General features: G+C 64.4%; 11 protein-coding genes. 6 read left to right on the top strand and 5 right to left on the bottom strand.

Features of this window, described 5'->3' with window-relative positions; genetic code table 11:
- Positions 1-7: 7 nt before the first annotated feature.
- The gene (locus F7R11_RS22240; RefSeq protein ID WP_021193683.1) at positions 8-1354 is read right to left on the bottom strand and encodes a GGDEF domain-containing protein; all 1347 of its coding nucleotides are present in this window, start codon (positions 1352-1354) and stop codon (positions 8-10) included.
- Between the two features lie 336 nt (positions 1355-1690).
- On the opposite strand from F7R11_RS22240, the gene F7R11_RS22245 reads away from it, so the two are divergent.
- Positions 1691-2023, top strand: a complete 333-nt coding sequence (locus tag F7R11_RS22245; protein WP_064807773.1) for a hypothetical protein — start codon at positions 1691-1693, stop codon at positions 2021-2023.
- A 224-nt stretch (positions 2024-2247) separates the two neighbouring features.
- On the opposite strand, the gene F7R11_RS22250 is transcribed toward F7R11_RS22245, so the two are convergent.
- Both F7R11_RS22250 and F7R11_RS22255 read right to left on the bottom strand, forming a co-directional pair.
- Positions 2248-3309 (bottom strand): SDR family oxidoreductase, encoded by a 1062-nt coding sequence (locus F7R11_RS22250; RefSeq protein WP_064807771.1) that lies wholly within the window; start codon positions 3307-3309, stop codon positions 2248-2250.
- Between the two features lie 27 nt (positions 3310-3336).
- Positions 3337-4518 (bottom strand): MFS transporter, encoded by a 1182-nt coding sequence (locus F7R11_RS22255; RefSeq protein WP_064807769.1) that lies wholly within the window; start codon positions 4516-4518, stop codon positions 3337-3339.
- Positions 4519-4630: 112 nt separating this feature from the next.
- On the opposite strand from F7R11_RS22255, the gene F7R11_RS22260 reads away from it, so the two are divergent.
- Entirely contained in the window at positions 4631-5536 is a 906-nt protein-coding gene (locus F7R11_RS22260) for a LysR family transcriptional regulator (RefSeq protein ID WP_064807767.1), read from the top strand.
- 130 nt (positions 5537-5666) lie between these two features.
- Positions 5667-6620: a chemotaxis protein gene (locus F7R11_RS22265; RefSeq protein WP_021193688.1), complete on the top strand. Its 954-nt coding sequence runs from the start codon at positions 5667-5669 to the stop codon at positions 6618-6620.
- A gap of 52 nt (positions 6621-6672) precedes the next feature.
- Here F7R11_RS22265 and F7R11_RS22270 read toward each other — a convergent pair whose 3' ends face one another.
- Together F7R11_RS22270 and F7R11_RS22275 are read right to left on the bottom strand one after the other, a co-directional pair.
- A complete protein-coding gene (locus F7R11_RS22270) occupies positions 6673-7185 on the bottom strand; it encodes a hypothetical protein (protein WP_064807764.1) in 513 nt (170 codons plus the stop codon).
- A gap of 111 nt (positions 7186-7296) precedes the next feature.
- Positions 7297-8385, bottom strand: coding sequence for a zinc-binding metallopeptidase family protein (locus F7R11_RS22275; protein WP_064809069.1), 1089 nt, complete (start codon positions 8383-8385; stop codon positions 7297-7299).
- A 244-nt stretch (positions 8386-8629) separates the two neighbouring features.
- Between F7R11_RS22275 and F7R11_RS22280 the strand changes: the two genes are divergently transcribed.
- The 3 genes from F7R11_RS22280 to F7R11_RS22290 are packed head-to-tail and all read left to right on the top strand — an operon-like array spanning position 8630 to position 15552.
- The gene (locus tag F7R11_RS22280) at positions 8630-12043 is read left to right on the top strand and encodes a transglutaminase family protein (RefSeq protein ID WP_064807762.1); all 3414 of its coding nucleotides are present in this window, start codon (positions 8630-8632) and stop codon (positions 12041-12043) included.
- A 21-nt stretch (positions 12044-12064) separates the two neighbouring features.
- Positions 12065-14653 carry a circularly permuted type 2 ATP-grasp protein gene (locus tag F7R11_RS22285; RefSeq protein WP_064807760.1) on the top strand — a complete coding sequence of 863 codons (2589 nt, stop codon included), beginning with the start codon at positions 12065-12067 and terminating at the stop codon, positions 14651-14653.
- Positions 14653-15552: a transglutaminase family protein gene (locus F7R11_RS22290; RefSeq protein WP_082932933.1), complete on the top strand. Its 900-nt coding sequence runs from the start codon at positions 14653-14655 to the stop codon at positions 15550-15552. The genes F7R11_RS22285 and F7R11_RS22290 overlap by 1 nt, the downstream gene beginning before the upstream one ends.
- Positions 15553-15576: the final 24 nt, after the last annotated feature.

The following is a 15576-nucleotide window of genomic DNA, read 5'->3' on the forward strand; positions in this document are numbered from 1 at the left end:
AAACGCGTCACGCACTGACGACCTTGTTCTTCCCGGCGCGCTTGGCTTGATACATGCCACGGTCCGCGCGCTGGATCGCCGCCATCGGGGCTTCATCCTTGCCGAGTTCCGCCACGCCGGCAGAGAACGTGATGAAAAGCCGGGTCTCACCGGCGGCAAAGAAGCGCTGGGTGAGGCTGCGTTGCAGCCGTGTGATGGCTTGCACACCGTCTTCCAGGCAGGTGCCGGGCATGAGGATCACGAACTCTTCACCGCCAAAACGCGCGAGTGCGTCCTGGGGGCGTATGCATTCGCGCGCTACCTGGGCCAGGTGTGACAGGGCATCGTCCCCGAGGCTGTGTCCGTGGGCATCGTTGATGGATTTGAAGTTGTCGATGTCCAGGAAAGCGATGGAGAGCGTCGAGTTCTGATGCGCAGCGCGGGCGACCTCGCGCTCCAACGCTTCTTCCAGCCCTTTGCGGTTGAGTGCCCCCGTGAGCAGGTCGTGACGTGCCGAGGCCGACGCCATGTCGAGCGCCTTGCGAAGACTCGCAACTTCGGCCGCGGCATCTTCGGCCTTCTGCTTCATTGCCGAAAGCTCGTCGCGATTGTGGGCGGCCTGCTGCGACATCCAGCGCGTGGCGGCTAGTGCGTCCTGAATGGCGGGGGCAATCTCGGAGAGGGTCTCGGCCGACTCGATTTTTTTGGCGCACGCCTCCATCTGCCGGTGATGCTCGCCGGACGTTTCAGCAGCCGTAGACAGCCGCTCCATGAACGAGGCCAGGAGCCGTTTCATGTCTTCCTGGGCTTCGACTGACTTGGCCTTCAGCACGCCTTGTTTGTGGATCACCTCTTTGAGGCGGCGCCGTACGTCGTCAAGCCGTCGCAGGTTGACTGGTGCTTCGCTGGCTTTCAACAGGGCGTCAATCTGGCCGCGCAGCCAGCGGTCGTCCAGCGACAACTGGCCGATGTTTTCAAAGACAAGCTGCAGCAGGCCCAGCAGCGATTTGCGGATCTCGTTCTGGTCATCTGCCACCAGCGATAGCCGATGGTTGAACGCCGCCAGCTTGGTGTTCAGGTGCGTGAGGCTTTCTGTTTCTGAGCGACAGGTCTTGATCAATGCCCAGGCAACCGGGCCGATCGCGACGTCATCTTCGCCCAGCGCAGGCAGGCAGTGCTCAACCGTGCGCGCAAGCTGTTCGCGCAACTCCCGCACCAGCGTCATCCGGTCTGCGTTCTGCGCGTCTCCATTGGGTTGGCTGTCGGCAATTTCGTAGTAGACCGCAGCAAAGTTGTCTGGCGTGGGGGCCAACCTGCGTGAGGCCAGCAGCTTGAGAGCGTGCCGCGCGGTCTCCGAGGGATTGTTGTCTGTCATGCCGAACCGCAGGGTGGAGAGAGGGAATCAGTGTGCGATTTTCCACGGTTCCGGGCGCATCGAAAAGTGGTTCAAAAGTTTGTGTGGGTGTTTTGCTGTATAGGCGAGTGCTGTTTTGTTTGCTGATAGGGCAAGCATTGAACGGTTTTTCGCGGTGGGATTTGCGATTGGCCGATTGATTCGCGTTCACTGCCTAAGCGATATTTGGTGGTCGGGGATCGAGCGCGAGATGAAAACGTCGGCAAGTGAAATCGCGCGAGTTCATTTTCCCAATCCCGTTATGCGGAGACTTTCCAACGGTTGTGAATAGACACGGCAGCCTGCGTGCAAACCAACATGAATCAACCCAAGACGTATTGCAACGGCCAGATTCTCATCGACCTGGCACCATTCGAAGCGCGTCCTTCGCACTGGGTCGATGCCCCTAAAGTGATGCGGCCTGACGGCGCCGTGCTGGTGGATTTGACCCAAACGTTCTGGGATCTCCAGTCCGTTGCCGAATCACCTGCCGAGGTTGCGTTGACCCTTCGTCGGTACCCAGGCGACCGCGGCTCGGCGGTCGTCCGGATTGTGGTGGCGAGCGGGGAGATTGATGTGGAGGGCGAATTGACGCCTGCACCTGAGGTGGTGCGCTGCCTGGAGGCGCACTATCAGAGCGCGAAGCATTGAAATGGCGCGCTTTTCCTGCATCCGGAAAAGCGCGCCATTGTCGAAGAAATGGTGGGACGTACAGGACTTGAACCTGCCTGCCTGCGTCGGTAAACCGGCGCTGCTCGACCCATGAGCTACCGTCCCGCCTTTACTATATCGACGCTTGCTGAGGAAACCCGAGTCGGGACATTTCCCTAGCCCGATCGGTCAGTCGACCGGGCCGGTCGAGGCATCCGGACGCTCTAGCCCGGAATGATTTTGCGCCGTCGCAAGTCGTCGAAGATACGCATGAACATCGCTTCCGTCTCCACGTATTCATGAAAGCCGAAGCGGCGTGCCTTGGAGCCGTCGCCAAACATGTCGTAATCCCACGAGAACACGAAGTCAGCAAAGCGCCACGAAGACACGTCGCGGTACGGTGTGTCGGCCAGCCCGTGTCTGGCGATCATGCTTTGCCAAAGGGGCGCCTTGTCGGCCATGACGGTGTCGAGCGACAGGGGCAGTGGCGGGGCGACCTCCAGATCAAAGTAGCGCGCGATCTTGGGCCACATCTCGCTCCAGCGGAACAGATCGCCGTTGTTGATGTTGAAGGCCTGATTGGCGCAGCGCGGGTCGGTGGCGGCCCACGCCGTGGCGCGGGCGAGCAAGCCGGCATCGGTCATCTCCAGCAGGTGGTCGTACGCGCCGGGTTTGCCGGGAAAGCGCAGCGGCAGGCCAAGTTCTTTCGACATCGACGCATACACCGCAATCGCCACCGCCAGGTTCATCGGGTTGCCCAGCGCAAAGCCGCCGACCACCGACGGGCGGATGGCCGACCATGTCCACGCCTTGCCGTGTTGGCGCGCCTCCAGAAACGTCTGTTGGTCGAACATGAATTCGGGCGGCATGAAGTGCGCGTCGGTTTCGCGTGCCGGGGTCTTGAAAGGCCCAAGGTGGCCGCCGTAGACCTTGTAGCCCTGCATCAGGCTGATATGCGCGAGGTGCGGCGCCACGCCTTCCATGGCATCGACCACATTGGTCAGCATGGCCAGGTTGGGCGGCACAAGCTCGGCCCAGGTCGGGCGGTCCTGGTAGGCGGCGTAGAAGATGTGCGTGACGTTGCTGAGCGCACCGAGCTTGGCGCGGGTGTCAGCCGCATCCAGCAGGTCGACGGCGATGTGGTGGACGCGCTCGGTCGACTCGCCGCCACGTCGCGACAGGCCGACGATGCGCCAGTCATCCAGCGTAGCGAGGTGGTCGATCAGGTTGCGGCCGATCACGCCCTGGGCGCCCACGACGAGGGCGACTTTGTGGTGTGCAGTCATGACGGTGTGCGGTGATGTGCTTTGCGATCAGGCCGTTTGCGGGCGTTGCGTTGCGGCATCTTCAGTGCCATGCAGGCGCAGGCCGATGGCAATGAGGAGCAGCGCGCCGATGGGGGCCAGGGCGGCAACCCAAGGCAGGGCGGTCAGCCCCGGGCCATGTGAGATCACCACGCCGCCAACCCACGCACCGAGCGCATTCCCCAGGTTGAACGCCGCGATGTTGAAGCTCGATGCGATGCTCTGACCGGCCCCCTGCGCCTTCTCCAGCACCCACATCTGCAGTGGCGGTACGGTGGAGAAGGCCACGGCGCCCAGCAATGCCACGAACACCACGGCCCACATCTTGTCGTGCACAGCAAACGTCATCAGCGCGAGCGTCACGGCCAGGGCAACGAGGGTGCCGATGAGCGTGCCGCGCAGGTGGCGGTCTGCCAGTCGCCCGCCGATCAGGTTGCCGGCGATGAGCCCGCCGCCAAACACGAGCATCACTGGCGAGACGGCTGCGCTGGTATAGCCCGTCACCTCGATGATGAGCGGGGCGATGTAGGTGAACACCGCAAACACGCCGGCATAGCCGAGCACCGTGGTCAGCAGGCCGAGCAGCACGGGGCCGCGCATCAGCACGCGCATGTCTTGGCGCCAGTCGCCAGCATCCTGCGGGGCGGGTTCGTTCGGTACAAAGCGGGCGATGACGGCCAGCGCCACCACACCAACGGCCACGATGGCCCAGAACGCGGCGCGCCAGCCATACGCCTGGCCGAGCCACGTGCCCAGCGGCACGCCCAGGATGGACGCCACCGTCAGCCCCGTGAACATGATGGCGATGGCCGAGGCACGCCGGTTGGGCGGCACCAGGCCGGTTGCAACCACCGAGCCGACGCCGAAGAACGTGCCGTGTGCAAATGCGGTCAGCACGCGGGCGGTCATCAGCAGGGCGTAGTTGGGTGCCAGCGCACAAGCCGCGTTGCCCAGCGTGAAGATGACCATGAGCCCCAGCAGCACGGCCTTGCGTGGCCACCGCGCCGTGAGCGTAGTCAGTACCGGGGCACCCAGCACGACGCCGAATGCATAGCCGGAAATCAGCAGGCCCGCCTGGGCGACGGTGACGTGCAGGTCTGCACTGGTCTCCAGCAGCAACCCCATCAAGACGAATTCGGTGACGCCGATGCCGAATGCACCGGCGGTCAGGGCGAGTAAAGCGACAGGCATGGTTCGATGTCCTTGAAACTGGCCGCAGTGGCGGAATGCGGCCAAGTATGTCGACGCCGTGGCTTGTGCGATAGACTGCCTGGAAGCACAACATCTATGAATTGAAATCACAATGTCGCGGCTTGATATCAATCGCTTTGGCGAGATGGAAGTCTTCGTGCGGGTGGTGGAGCAGGGCGGGTTTTCAGCGGCGGCGCGGGCGTGCCGGATGACGCCGTCGGCGGTGAGCAAGCTGGTGGCGCGGCTGGAAGCGCGGCTTGGCGCACGGCTGGTGAACCGGTCAACGCGGCGCTTTCAGCTCACGCCGGAAGGCGCGGCATTTTATGAACGCAGCGTGGCGGTGCTGGCAGATCTGGACGAGGCCGAGCGCGAGGCGTCAGCCGGTGCGCAGCCGTCGGGGCGGTTGCGTGTGAACGCCAATGTGCCGGTCGGCACCCATCTGCTGCTGCCAATCGTGCCGGCGTTTCTGGAGTGTCATCCGCAGGTGTCGCTCGACATTGCACTCACGGATCGGGTGGTCGATCTGCTTGAAGACCGCACCGATGTTGCACTGCGTAGCGGGCCGCTGAAGAGCTCCCGCCTGGTCGCGCGCAAGCTGGGGCAGACACGGCTGATGGTCGTGGCTTCACCCGGTTATCTGGCGCGTATGGGCACCCCGCGCATGCCGGCCGACCTGGCCAATCACAACTGCCTGGCGTTCAGCTACGTGCGTGCGGTCAACGGCTGGCCTTTCACGAAACGGGGGCGCCGCACCGAGGTCATGCCGCAGGGCAACACGCAGATCAGCGACGGCGAGGCCCTACGCGCGGTGGCCGTGGCCGGCCTGGGCCTGGCGCGGCTGGCCGAGTTTCAGGTGCGGGCGGATCTTGATGCCGGCCGTCTCGTGCCGGTACTAGAGGAGTACAACCCCGGCGAAACCGAAGATATTCACGCGGTTTATGTCGGTCAGGGCGCGCATTTGCCGGCGCGTGTACGGGCGTTTCTGGACTTTCTGGTCGCGCATGTGAAGGTTGCCTAGGCGGCCGTCTCCCCACGCTGGAAGGGCGTGGCGTTCACATTCGTAAATCCCTTCAAGTTGCCTCTTTAGTTGCATGCGGGCGTGCCGTTTACCGCCACATAACGTGTGCTTGAACGGGGGGAAGACGCAAATGTCACTGCATTCGCAACTGGAAGTCGATGAACGGACCAATCTGACGAACAACAACCGCTTTGAGCTGTTGCTGTTCCGCCTGGGCGAATCTGCGCGATCCAACCAGCGCGAAATGTTCGGCATCAACGTGTTCAAGGTGCGCGAGATCATGGTCATGCCGCCAGTGACGCACGTGGCGGATGCCGGTGCCCACATCCTGGGCGCGGTGAACGTGCGCGGTCAGATCATCCCGGTGATCGACCTGGCCAGCGTGATCGGCACCAAGAATGGCAATGCCAACATCCTGCTGATTACCGAGTACGCGCGTTCCACGCAAGGTTTTGCGGTGGAAGAGGTGGATGAGATCGTCCGCCTGGAATGGAGCCAGATCTTCCCGGCTGAGGCCAGCGTAGGCAGCAGCAACATCACCAGCCTGGCACGCCTGGACGGCAACGCCGACAACTCGCGTCTGGCGCAGGTGATCGACGTCGAGCAGATCCTGGTGGACGTATTCCCGACGCGCCGCACCGATCTGGCCCCCGACAATGACGAGCGTCCGATCAAGCTGCCCCCGGGCGCCAAGCTGCTGGTGGCTGACGATTCGGGCCTCGCGCGCTCACTGATTGCCAATGGTCTGGAAGCGATGGGCACCCCCTACGTGATGACCAAGAGCGGCCAGGAAGCGTGGGACACGCTGCAGAACATCGCCCGTGATGCAGCCCGCGAGGGCAAGACCGTGCGCGACAAGATCGCCCTGGTGCTGACCGATCTGGAAATGCCCGAGATGGACGGCTTTACGCTCACGCGCAAGATCAAGACCGAGCCGGCGTTCCAGTCGATTCCGGTGGTGATTCACTCGTCGCTGTCGGGCTCGGCCAATGAGGACCATGTGCGCCGCGTGGGTGCCAATGGCTACGTCGCCAAGTTCGAGGCCAATGAACTGGCGCAGGCGATTGCGTCGGCGCTGGCCTAAGCATGGCGAATGACCGGCGGCGTGCAATGCGCCGCCGGGTATCACCTGGGCATCACTTGCGGCTGTGGTGATCGCCGCCAAGCGGATCGACGACGATCATCGTGCGGTCCAGCACACCGTTGTCGTCGAATAGGGCATTGAAGTGCGCCTGCTGATATCCGGCAACATACATCCGGTATGACCACGCCTCGCGCTTCATGAGCGGGTAGTACTGCGTTGGTTCTTTCGGTGTGCCGAAGCGTTCAAGCACATCGCGCTTGGTCCACACACCGGGGCGCGCTTCGTAGATTTCCTTTTCAGTCAGCATCTGCCGGTAGCTGATGAGCTTGCCGCTGGCGTCAAAATCGGCGGCATAGACCTCGTGCCCGAGCGGCTGCTTGGAATAGATCCAGCGGTGCGTGCCGCCCGCAAGCTGATAGGTCTCGGTGGGTGCGCCAAAGGTTTCTTGCACGGCACTTTCTGGCTGGCCGATCATCTTTTGCGCGGTCTGCACCGGGTTGAGCGAGGCACACGCGCACAGGGCAAGTGCCGTCAGGCTGATCCATCTGCTGAGTTGTCTTGGCATGGCGTTCTCCGGGGGAAGGCTGGGATTGACCTTCTGGATGGTAAACGCCTCAGCCGCACGAATTATTCCCTCGATCCAAATTGGCGCCTGCATCGCACAACATTGGTGCGATCAACCGGGTTTCTTGGCGGAGGTTGCGATGACGCGGTGCACGAAACGCAGCTTGTCGATCACGGGGGATGCCAGCGTGAACGGGTAGCCATCGGGCTGCCCCAGGCTGCGATTGAGGCTGTTGAGCACGTAGGTGAGCGGAAACCAGCGGCTCATCAGGTTGTTGAAGCTGGCTTCTTCCACTGGGGTCTGGTCGGTCAGTTCGGGCTCTTGCGGGTGGTCGGGCAGCAGGGCCAGGCCGTACGACACGGCGGTGTCCAGTGCGTCGACCATGTGCAGGTAGTGCGCCCAGGTTTCGGCCCAGTCTTCCCATGGGTGCATGGTGGCGTAGGCGCTGATGTAGTGCTGCGCCCAGTCGGCCGGCGGCCCATTGTCGTAATACGCCTTGAGCGCGTCGGCATAGCTGGCGCGTTCATCGCCAAAGCGCAGGCGGAACGCGGCTTCCCACATCGGCTTGCCGGCAATCAGGCGATCAAAGAAGTAGTGCCCGGATTCGTGACGGAAGTGACCGAGCAGCGTGCGATAGGGCTCGCGCAGGTCGGTGCGGGCTTTTTCGCGCGCGGCATCGTCGGCTTCGACAACGTTGAGCGTGATGCGGCCGTGGTTGTGGCCGGTCATCACGGGCTCGCTGTCTTCCTTGCTTTGCAGAAACGCAAATTCCAGCCCGGTTTCGGGGTTTTCCAGGCGCGATTCCAGCGGCAGGCCCAGCGTCATGAGCGTATAGAGCAGCCGGCGCTTGGCGACCTCCATCTTGTACCAGTAGAACCGGTTTTCCGGCACGGTCAGGTCGGGGATGGTGTCGGTGAACTGGCAGGCGCGGCACAGTGTGTCGGGCGAATCTGCCGGGATCATCCAGTTGCAGACGTTTTCGACCGCGTAGTTGTGGCATTGGCGGTAGAGTTGGCCGTGCGCATCTGGGTGCAGGCTGCGCCAGAGGTTGTCTCCAGCCTCTGCTGTTTCGCCAGTGGCTTCAAACGCGCTGATCTCGCCCACGTCAGGCAGGTAGCCGAGCAGGGCGTCGCAGCGCTCGCACAAGACGTTTTCAAAGAAGACGAGCTGCTGGCAACGGTTGCAGTGGAACGTTTTCATGGTGATCCAGGGGCGGGGCAAGGGCTGGCGTTCGGGGTGCTCGCCAACCAAGATGGTGGGATGGCAGCGGCGAGCCGTCCAGCAAGCGTTGTACCGCATTGGCGTGTCATACGCACGGCTGTGCACGCGTGGCACGATGGCTTGTCGCCCAAAGCCGGGCATGCCGCACAAACGGCATGAACCTTGCTTGAACCGCCCGCCGGCACCGCGCCGGCACGTCATTACGAGCCACCGAGGAGTCCGTGTGTCGATCCGAGTCGCGCTAAACCACGTTACCCATTATCGCTATGACCGGCTCGTCGAGCTGTCGCCGCAGGTGGTGCGCCTGCGGCCGGCGCCGCACTGCCGTACGCCCATCCATTCGTATTCGATGCGGGTGGAGCCGGCCGAGCATTTCATCAACTGGCAGCAAGACGCGTTTGCCAACTACCAGGCGCGGCTGGTATTTCCGCACAAGACGCGTGAGTTCAAGGTGACCATCGACCTGGTTGCCGAGATGGCGGTCTACAACCCGTTCGACTTCTTCCTGACGCCTGAGGCTGAGGAATTTCCGTTCACCTACGACGATGCGCTGGCCGCCGAGCTGGCGCCCTACCTCGTCAAGCGGGAGATGACGCCGCACTTTGCCGCGTTTGTCGCCAGCATTGACCGCACGCCGCGCCGCACCATCGATTTCCTGGTGGAGTTGAACCAGCGACTGCAGCAGGACATCCGCTACCTGATCCGCATGGAGCCCGGCGTGCAGACGCCGGAAGAGACCCTGTCGCTCGGCTCCGGTTCGTGCCGCGATACGGGCTGGCTGATGGTGCAGACGCTGCGGCAACTGGGGCTGGCGGCGCGCTTTGTGTCCGGCTATCTGTTGCAGCTCACGCCGGACGTAAAAGCCGTCGACGGCCCCAGCGGCACCGAGGTGGATTTCACCGACCTGCATGCCTGGTGCGAGGTGTACCTGCCCGGCGCAGGCTGGATCGGCTTTGACCCGACCTCCGGCCTGCTGGCGGGCGAGGGGCATATCCCCGTGGCCTGCACGCCGGAGCCTGGCAGCGCGGCGCCCATCTCGGGCGCGGTGGATGAGTGCGAGGTCGAATTCGAGCACACGATGTCGATCACGCGCGTGCTGGAGGCTCCGCGCGTGACCAAGCCGTACACCGAGGCGCACTGGGAAGACGTCGTGCGTATGGGCGCGCAGGTGGACGCTGACCTCGACGCCATGGACGTGCGCCTGACCATGGGCGGCGAGCCCACCTTCGTGGCCGTGCGCGACCGCGATGCCGCCGAGTGGAACACCGACGCCCTTGGCCCCACCAAGCGCAGCTACGCCGTCGGGCTGATGGACAAGCTGCGCCAGCGCTACGGTGCCAACGGCTTCCTGCATATCGGCCAGGGCAAGTGGTACCCCGGCGAGCAGTTGCCGCGCTGGGCGCTGTCGCTCTACTGGCGGGCTGATGGCCAGCCGTGCTGGAATGATCCAACGCTGTTTGCCGACGAACGCGAGCCCGGCCGCTACACCGCTGCCGATGCGCAGCGCTTTCTGCACCATCTGGCGCGCAAGCTGTCGGTGGACGAGCAATGCATCCAGCCCGGCTATGAAGACACGTGGTACTACCTCTGGCGCGAGCGGCGCCTGCCGGTGAATGTCGACCCGTTTGATTCGCGGCTCGACGATGAAATGGAACGCGTGCGCCTGCGCCGCGTGTTCGATGCCGGCCTGTCAGCCGTCACCGGCTACGTTTTGCCGCTGGCGCGCGAACACGATGCCGCGCTGGCCGGTGCGCGCTGGGTGACCAGCCCGTGGTTCTTCCGCGATGACCGCATGTATTTGATTCCCGGCGATTCGCCGATGGGCTATCGCCTGCCGCTCGACTCGCTGCCGTGGGTCAGCAAGAGCGACTATCCGTATCAGCATGCGCACGATCCGTTCGGCCCCATCGCCCCGCTGCGCACGGCGGCGGAGCTGCGCATGCAATACCAGGGGGAGTCTGCCGGCGCGGCAGCGAAAGCCGCATCCGCCGCAGGCGGCACAGGCACGGCCCTCGATGCCCGTATGCCGGCACACAGCGAATCCGCCTCGTGGGTCCACCGCACCGCGCTGTGCGTCGAAGCGCGCGACCCCGCCCGCGCTGCCGGCCCCAAGGTCGAGAGCGACACCTTCGGCTCCGGCCGCAGCCAACTGCACGTATTCATGCCGCCGCTGACGGTGTTGGACGACTACCTCGACCTGCTGGCCGCCGTGGAAGCAACCGCCGCCGAGTTGAGCGTGCAGGTCGTTATCGAAGGCTATCCGCCGCCGCGCGACCCGCGCCTGAAGTTGCTACAGGTGACGCCCGATCCCGGTGTGATCGAGGTCAACATCCACCCCGCCAGCAACTGGGATGATTTGGTCGACCACACCGAATACCTCTACGAATCGGCCCACCAGTCGTACCTGAGCACCGAGAAGTTCATGCTCGACGGCCGCCACACCGGCACCGGCGGCGGCAACCACTTCGTGCTGGGCGGGGCCACGCCGGCGGATAGCCCGTTCCTGCGCCGGCCCGATCTGCTGGCGAGCCTGATTGCGTACTGGCACAACCATCCGTCGCTGTCGTATCTGTTCTCGGGGCTGTTCATCGGGCCGACCAGCCAGGCGCCGCGCGTGGACGAGGCGCGCAATGATCAGGTGTACGAACTGGAGATCGCGTTTGCGGAGCTGCAGCGTCAGCTTGATCGCCTGGGGGGGGTGGATGGGGCCAGCATTCAGCCCTGGCTGATCGACCGCATCCTGCGCAACATCCTGATCGACGTGACCGGCAACACGCACCGCGCCGAGTTCTGTATCGACAAACTCTATTCGCCCGACGGCCCCACGGGGCGCCTGGGCCTGCTGGAGCTGCGCGGTTTCGAGATGCCGCCGCACGCGCGCATGAGCCTCGTGCAGCAACTGCTGCTGCGCGCGCTGGTCGCCCGCTTCTGGAAGACGCCGTACACCACGCGCCTCACGCGCTGGGGCACGGAGCTGCACGACCGCTTCCTGCTCGGCACCTTCGTACAGATGGATTTCGACGACGTGCTCGCCGACCTGCGCGAAGCAGGCTACGCCTTTGAGCGCCACTGGTTTGCACCGCATTTTTCGTTCCGCTTCCCGCTGGTGGGCGAGCTGCATACGGGCGGGATCTCGCTCACGCTCAGTGCGGCGCTCGAACCCTGGCACGTGATGGGCGAGGAGGGTGCGCAGGGCGGCACGGTGCGCTATGTCGATTCCTCGGTCGAGCGGTTGGAGGTGCGCGTGCTGGGGCTGAACGAGAACCGCCACGTGGTGACGGTCAACGGCATTCCCTTGCCATTGCAACCAACCGGCCGCGTAAGCGAGCAGGTGGCGGGGGTGCGGTTCCGGGCGTGGTCGCAGCCATCGGCCTTGCACCCGACCATTGGCGAGCATGCGCCGCTGACGTTCGACTTGGCCGATACCTGGACCGGCCGTTCGCTGGGTGGTTGCCAGTATCATGTGGCGCATCCGGGTGGACGCAACTACCAGACGTTTCCAGTCAACGCTTATGAGGCGGAAAGCCGCCGCCGCGCGCGCTTCTTCACCACCGGGCACACGCCCGGCCCGATGGAGGTGAGGGCGCCCGAGCGCAGTCTGGAGTTTCCGTTTACGCTGGATTTACGCCGCTACTAATCTCTTCCAGCCAAGCCGATCTTGTCTTACCAGTCGACCCTGCCGCTTGATCCACTACAGCCCGCTGCCGCCCACGCGGATGTGCTGGCCCTCCTTCGCATGTTGCCGGTGCGGGAGGGCCACTGGGATGAGCTGCACGACGCGACGGGCGCGTTGCGTGCGCCTTGGCGGCAGTTTTTCGAGCATGTGCGCGAGGGCGGCTTGGTCGGGCTGGAGCAGGCCCGCGCTTCCGTCGCGCAGCAGGTGCGCGACAACGACATCAGCTACAACGTCTACGCCGACAAGGGCGAGCCCCGCCCGTGGGCGCTCGACGTGCTGCCGTTTCTGATTGATCACGCAGACTGGGCGGTGATCGAGCAGGGCGTTACCCAGCGTGCACGGTTGCTCAACGCCATCGTGGCGGATACCTACGGCCCACAATCGTTGCTTGCGCAGGGGCTGGTGCCGCCTGCGCTGGTGTTCGGCCATCCGGGCTACCTGCGTGCCGTACGCGGTTATACGCCGCCGGGCGGGCACTACCTGCAGATCGTGGCGGTGGATCTGGCCCGCGCACCCGACGGCACCTGGACTGTTGTCGGCCACCGCACGGAGGCGCCCTCCGGCCTGGGGTATGCACTGGAGAACCGGCTGATCGTCTCCAGCCTGTTTGCCGATGCGTTTCGCGAGTTGCACGCCACGCGTCTCGCGCCAACGTATTCGCAGTTGATCGGCGCGTTGGCCGCTGCCGCCCACACCACGATGCGTGGGGACGAGGCGGGCGGTTCGCCGCACATCGTGCTGCTCACCCCCGGCCCCTTCAGCGAAACCTATTTTGAACACGCCTTTCTGGCGCGCTATCTGGGGGTGACGCTGGCCGAAGGTAAAGACCTGACGGTGCGTGGCGACAAGCTTTATCTGAAGACCTTCAACGGCCTGGAGCGCGTGCATGCTGTGCTGCGCCGCCTGGACGACGTGTTTTGCGACCCGGTGGAGCTGCGCGCCGATTCCACCATCGGGGTGCCGGGTCTGCTGCAGGTGATGCGTGCGGGCAATGTGATGGTGTCGAACGTGCCCGGCGCCGGGTTTGTCGAGTCACCGGCTGTGCTGGGTTTCCTGCCGCGCATCGCGCAGGCATTGCTGGGTGAGCCACTGGTGCTGCCCAGCGTGCCGACGTGGTGGTGCGGTGAGGCGCTGGCGCGCAATGAAGCGCAGGCCCGATTGACCACCGGGCTGCTGCTGCCAACGTGGCCCGGCTGGCCCAGCGAAAGCCCCGATGGCCCACCCGGCATGGCGCAGGGCCAACAGACACTGGCCGACTGGCATGCGCGCATCGATCGGGCTCCCGAGGCCTTCACGATTCAGGCGCCGCTGCCCTATTCCTGCACGCCGCGCTACGAGGCTGGCATGCTGGCCGGCCGGCCCTCGGTGCTGCGCGTTTATGCCATTGCCGATCTGGCTGGCGGCTGGCATGTCATGCCCGGCGGCTTCACACGCCTCGCGGCCAATCGGCAAGTTTCCCCATCGATGCAAATGGGCGGTAGCAGTGTCGACACCTGGGTGCTGTCGAACCAGCCGCAACCCGCTGCGCCGTTCACGCTGCTACCGTCGCCGATCCGGCCAGCCGATCTGGCGCGCAAGCATCACACGGTATCGAGCCGGGCGGCGGAGAACCTGTTCTGGTCCGGCCGCTATGGCGAGCGCGCCGAGAACGGCGTGCGACTGTGCCGCCTGATCCTCGGCTCGCTCGAAGCCAATGATGCGGACACGATGTTTGCCACGCTGACTGAGTTGGCGTCCGAGTCCGGCCTGATCTTTACCGCCGACGTGTTTGCGCGCAGCAGCCCGCAGGCATTTGAGCGGGCGTTGGTGGTTGGCTTGAGCGAGCAGTCGGGTACGACAGGCATTGGCCAATGTCTGGCTGCGCAGGCGCGAGCGTCTGGCGAGGTGCGCGGGCGCCTATCGAACGACCATTGGCGCATCATCCTTGCGGCACGCAACGATTTTCGCGATGGGCTCGCCAACCTGATGACGGATGGCCCCCATGATCGCGTGGCCCTGGTTGACTTGCTGGAGTACCTGGCCACGCAACTTTCCGCCATCAGTGGCGCGCAGGGTGACCGCATGACGCGCGACGAGGCCTGGCGCCTGCTGTTTGCCGGGCGCCACATCGAGCGCGTGTGGGCCATGACCACCTTCCTGCGCGTGCTGGCCGAGCAGGGCACGCTGGCCACCGCCGAAGGTTTTGACCTGCTGCTGCAGCTGTTTGACAGCACGCTGACGTACCGGTCAATGTATCCGGGGCGCCTGGAGGTGCCTGCACTGCTTGATCTGCTGGTGGTCGAGCCGAGTAACCCGCGCGGGCTGTACGGTGTGTATGACCGGCTGCGGACCAAGCTGGGGCAGATCGAGCGCGCCGCTGCCAGTACACGCCGCACGCGGTTTGCGGAGTTGATGCCCGAGGTCGCGACGCTGCCGTCCCTCGAAGCCTTGTGTGAGATCGATGCCGAGGGGCGCTACGCCAACCTCATCCGCCTGTGCGACACGCTGGGTGACTATGTGGCGGCGGCTTCCAATGAAATCAGCGCGCGCTACTTCAGCCACGCCAGCATTCCGACCGCACAGGTGGCCTGATGGACGCGCACGCCACAGTTCTGTCGGTTTCGCACAGCACCGTCTACCACTACGCGACGGCGGTGGAGACCGCCCAGCATTTGGCCACCATTCGCCCGCGCGCGTGTATGTGGCAGACGATCGTTGCGCATCAGGAGCACATTGATCCTTCGCCCTCGTACGTGACCAGTCGCGTGGATGGTTTCGGCAACGACGTGCTGTATTTCTCGCTCGACACGCCGCATGAAAGCCTGCGCATGACCAGCGAGACCACGGTACAGCTGCTGCCGCGCTGGCGTGGCCTGGACCCGGCCGCCACGCCGGCATGGGAGGATGTCGCGCAATGTCTGCGATATCAGGCGGGCTCCGTGTTCTACCCGGAAGCCGAATTCTGTTTTGCCTCGCCCAACATCGTGCTGAGCCCGGAGTTGCAGGCCTACGCGCGACAGAGTTTTGAGCCCGGGGTGCCAGTGGTGGCCGGTGCCATCAGCCTGATGCATCGCATTCACACCGACTTTGAATACGCACCCACGGCAACCGCTTTCGATACGCCTGCAGCGCAAGCGTTTCGCCTGCGCCGCGGTGTGTGCCAGGACTTTTCGCAGGTGATGATCGGTTGCCTGCGCGCGCTCGGGTTGCCTGCGCGCTACGTGAGCGGCTATCTGCGTACCGAGCCCCCGGCCGGACAACCGCGCCTGATTGGGGCCGATGCCTCGCACGCGTGGGTGTCGGTGTTTTGCCCGCAAAGCGGTTGGGTGGATCTGGACCCGACCAACGATGTGCTGGCCGATCTGGATCACGTGACGTTGGCGATCGGCCGCGACTACAGCGATGTGTCGTTGCTGCGCGGCATGATCCTCGGCGGTGGCGAGCATCGTGTGGAAGTCGCGGTCAGCGTGCAGGAAGTCTCGGCCGCCTGAGCGGCGGTTTGGTCATGCGGGGGG

Origin of the sequence: Ralstonia insidiosa (genome assembly GCF_008801405.1) — a bacterium.
Lineage (GTDB): Bacteria > Pseudomonadota > Gammaproteobacteria > Burkholderiales > Burkholderiaceae > Ralstonia > Ralstonia insidiosa.

Excerpts from the sequence above, each read along its gene's own strand:
- F7R11_RS22240 (WP_021193683.1), bottom strand. The coding sequence starts at position 1,354 with ATGACAGACAACAATCCCTCGGAGACCGCGCGGCACGCTCTCAAGCTG.
- F7R11_RS22245 (WP_064807773.1), top strand. The coding sequence starts at position 1,691 with ATGAATCAACCCAAGACGTATTGCAACGGCCAGATTCTCATCGACCTG.
- F7R11_RS22250 (WP_064807771.1), bottom strand. The coding sequence starts at position 3,309 with ATGACTGCACACCACAAAGTCGCCCTCGTCGTGGGCGCCCAGGGCGTG.
- F7R11_RS22255 (WP_064807769.1), bottom strand. The coding sequence starts at position 4,518 with ATGCCTGTCGCTTTACTCGCCCTGACCGCCGGTGCATTCGGCATCGGC.
- F7R11_RS22260 (WP_064807767.1), top strand. The coding sequence starts at position 4,631 with ATGTCGCGGCTTGATATCAATCGCTTTGGCGAGATGGAAGTCTTCGTG.
- F7R11_RS22265 (WP_021193688.1), top strand. The coding sequence starts at position 5,667 with ATGTCACTGCATTCGCAACTGGAAGTCGATGAACGGACCAATCTGACG.
- F7R11_RS22270 (WP_064807764.1), bottom strand. The coding sequence starts at position 7,185 with ATGCCAAGACAACTCAGCAGATGGATCAGCCTGACGGCACTTGCCCTG.
- F7R11_RS22275 (WP_064809069.1), bottom strand. The coding sequence starts at position 8,385 with ATGAAAACGTTCCACTGCAACCGTTGCCAGCAGCTCGTCTTCTTTGAA.
- F7R11_RS22290 (WP_082932933.1), top strand. The coding sequence starts at position 14,653 with ATGGACGCGCACGCCACAGTTCTGTCGGTTTCGCACAGCACCGTCTAC.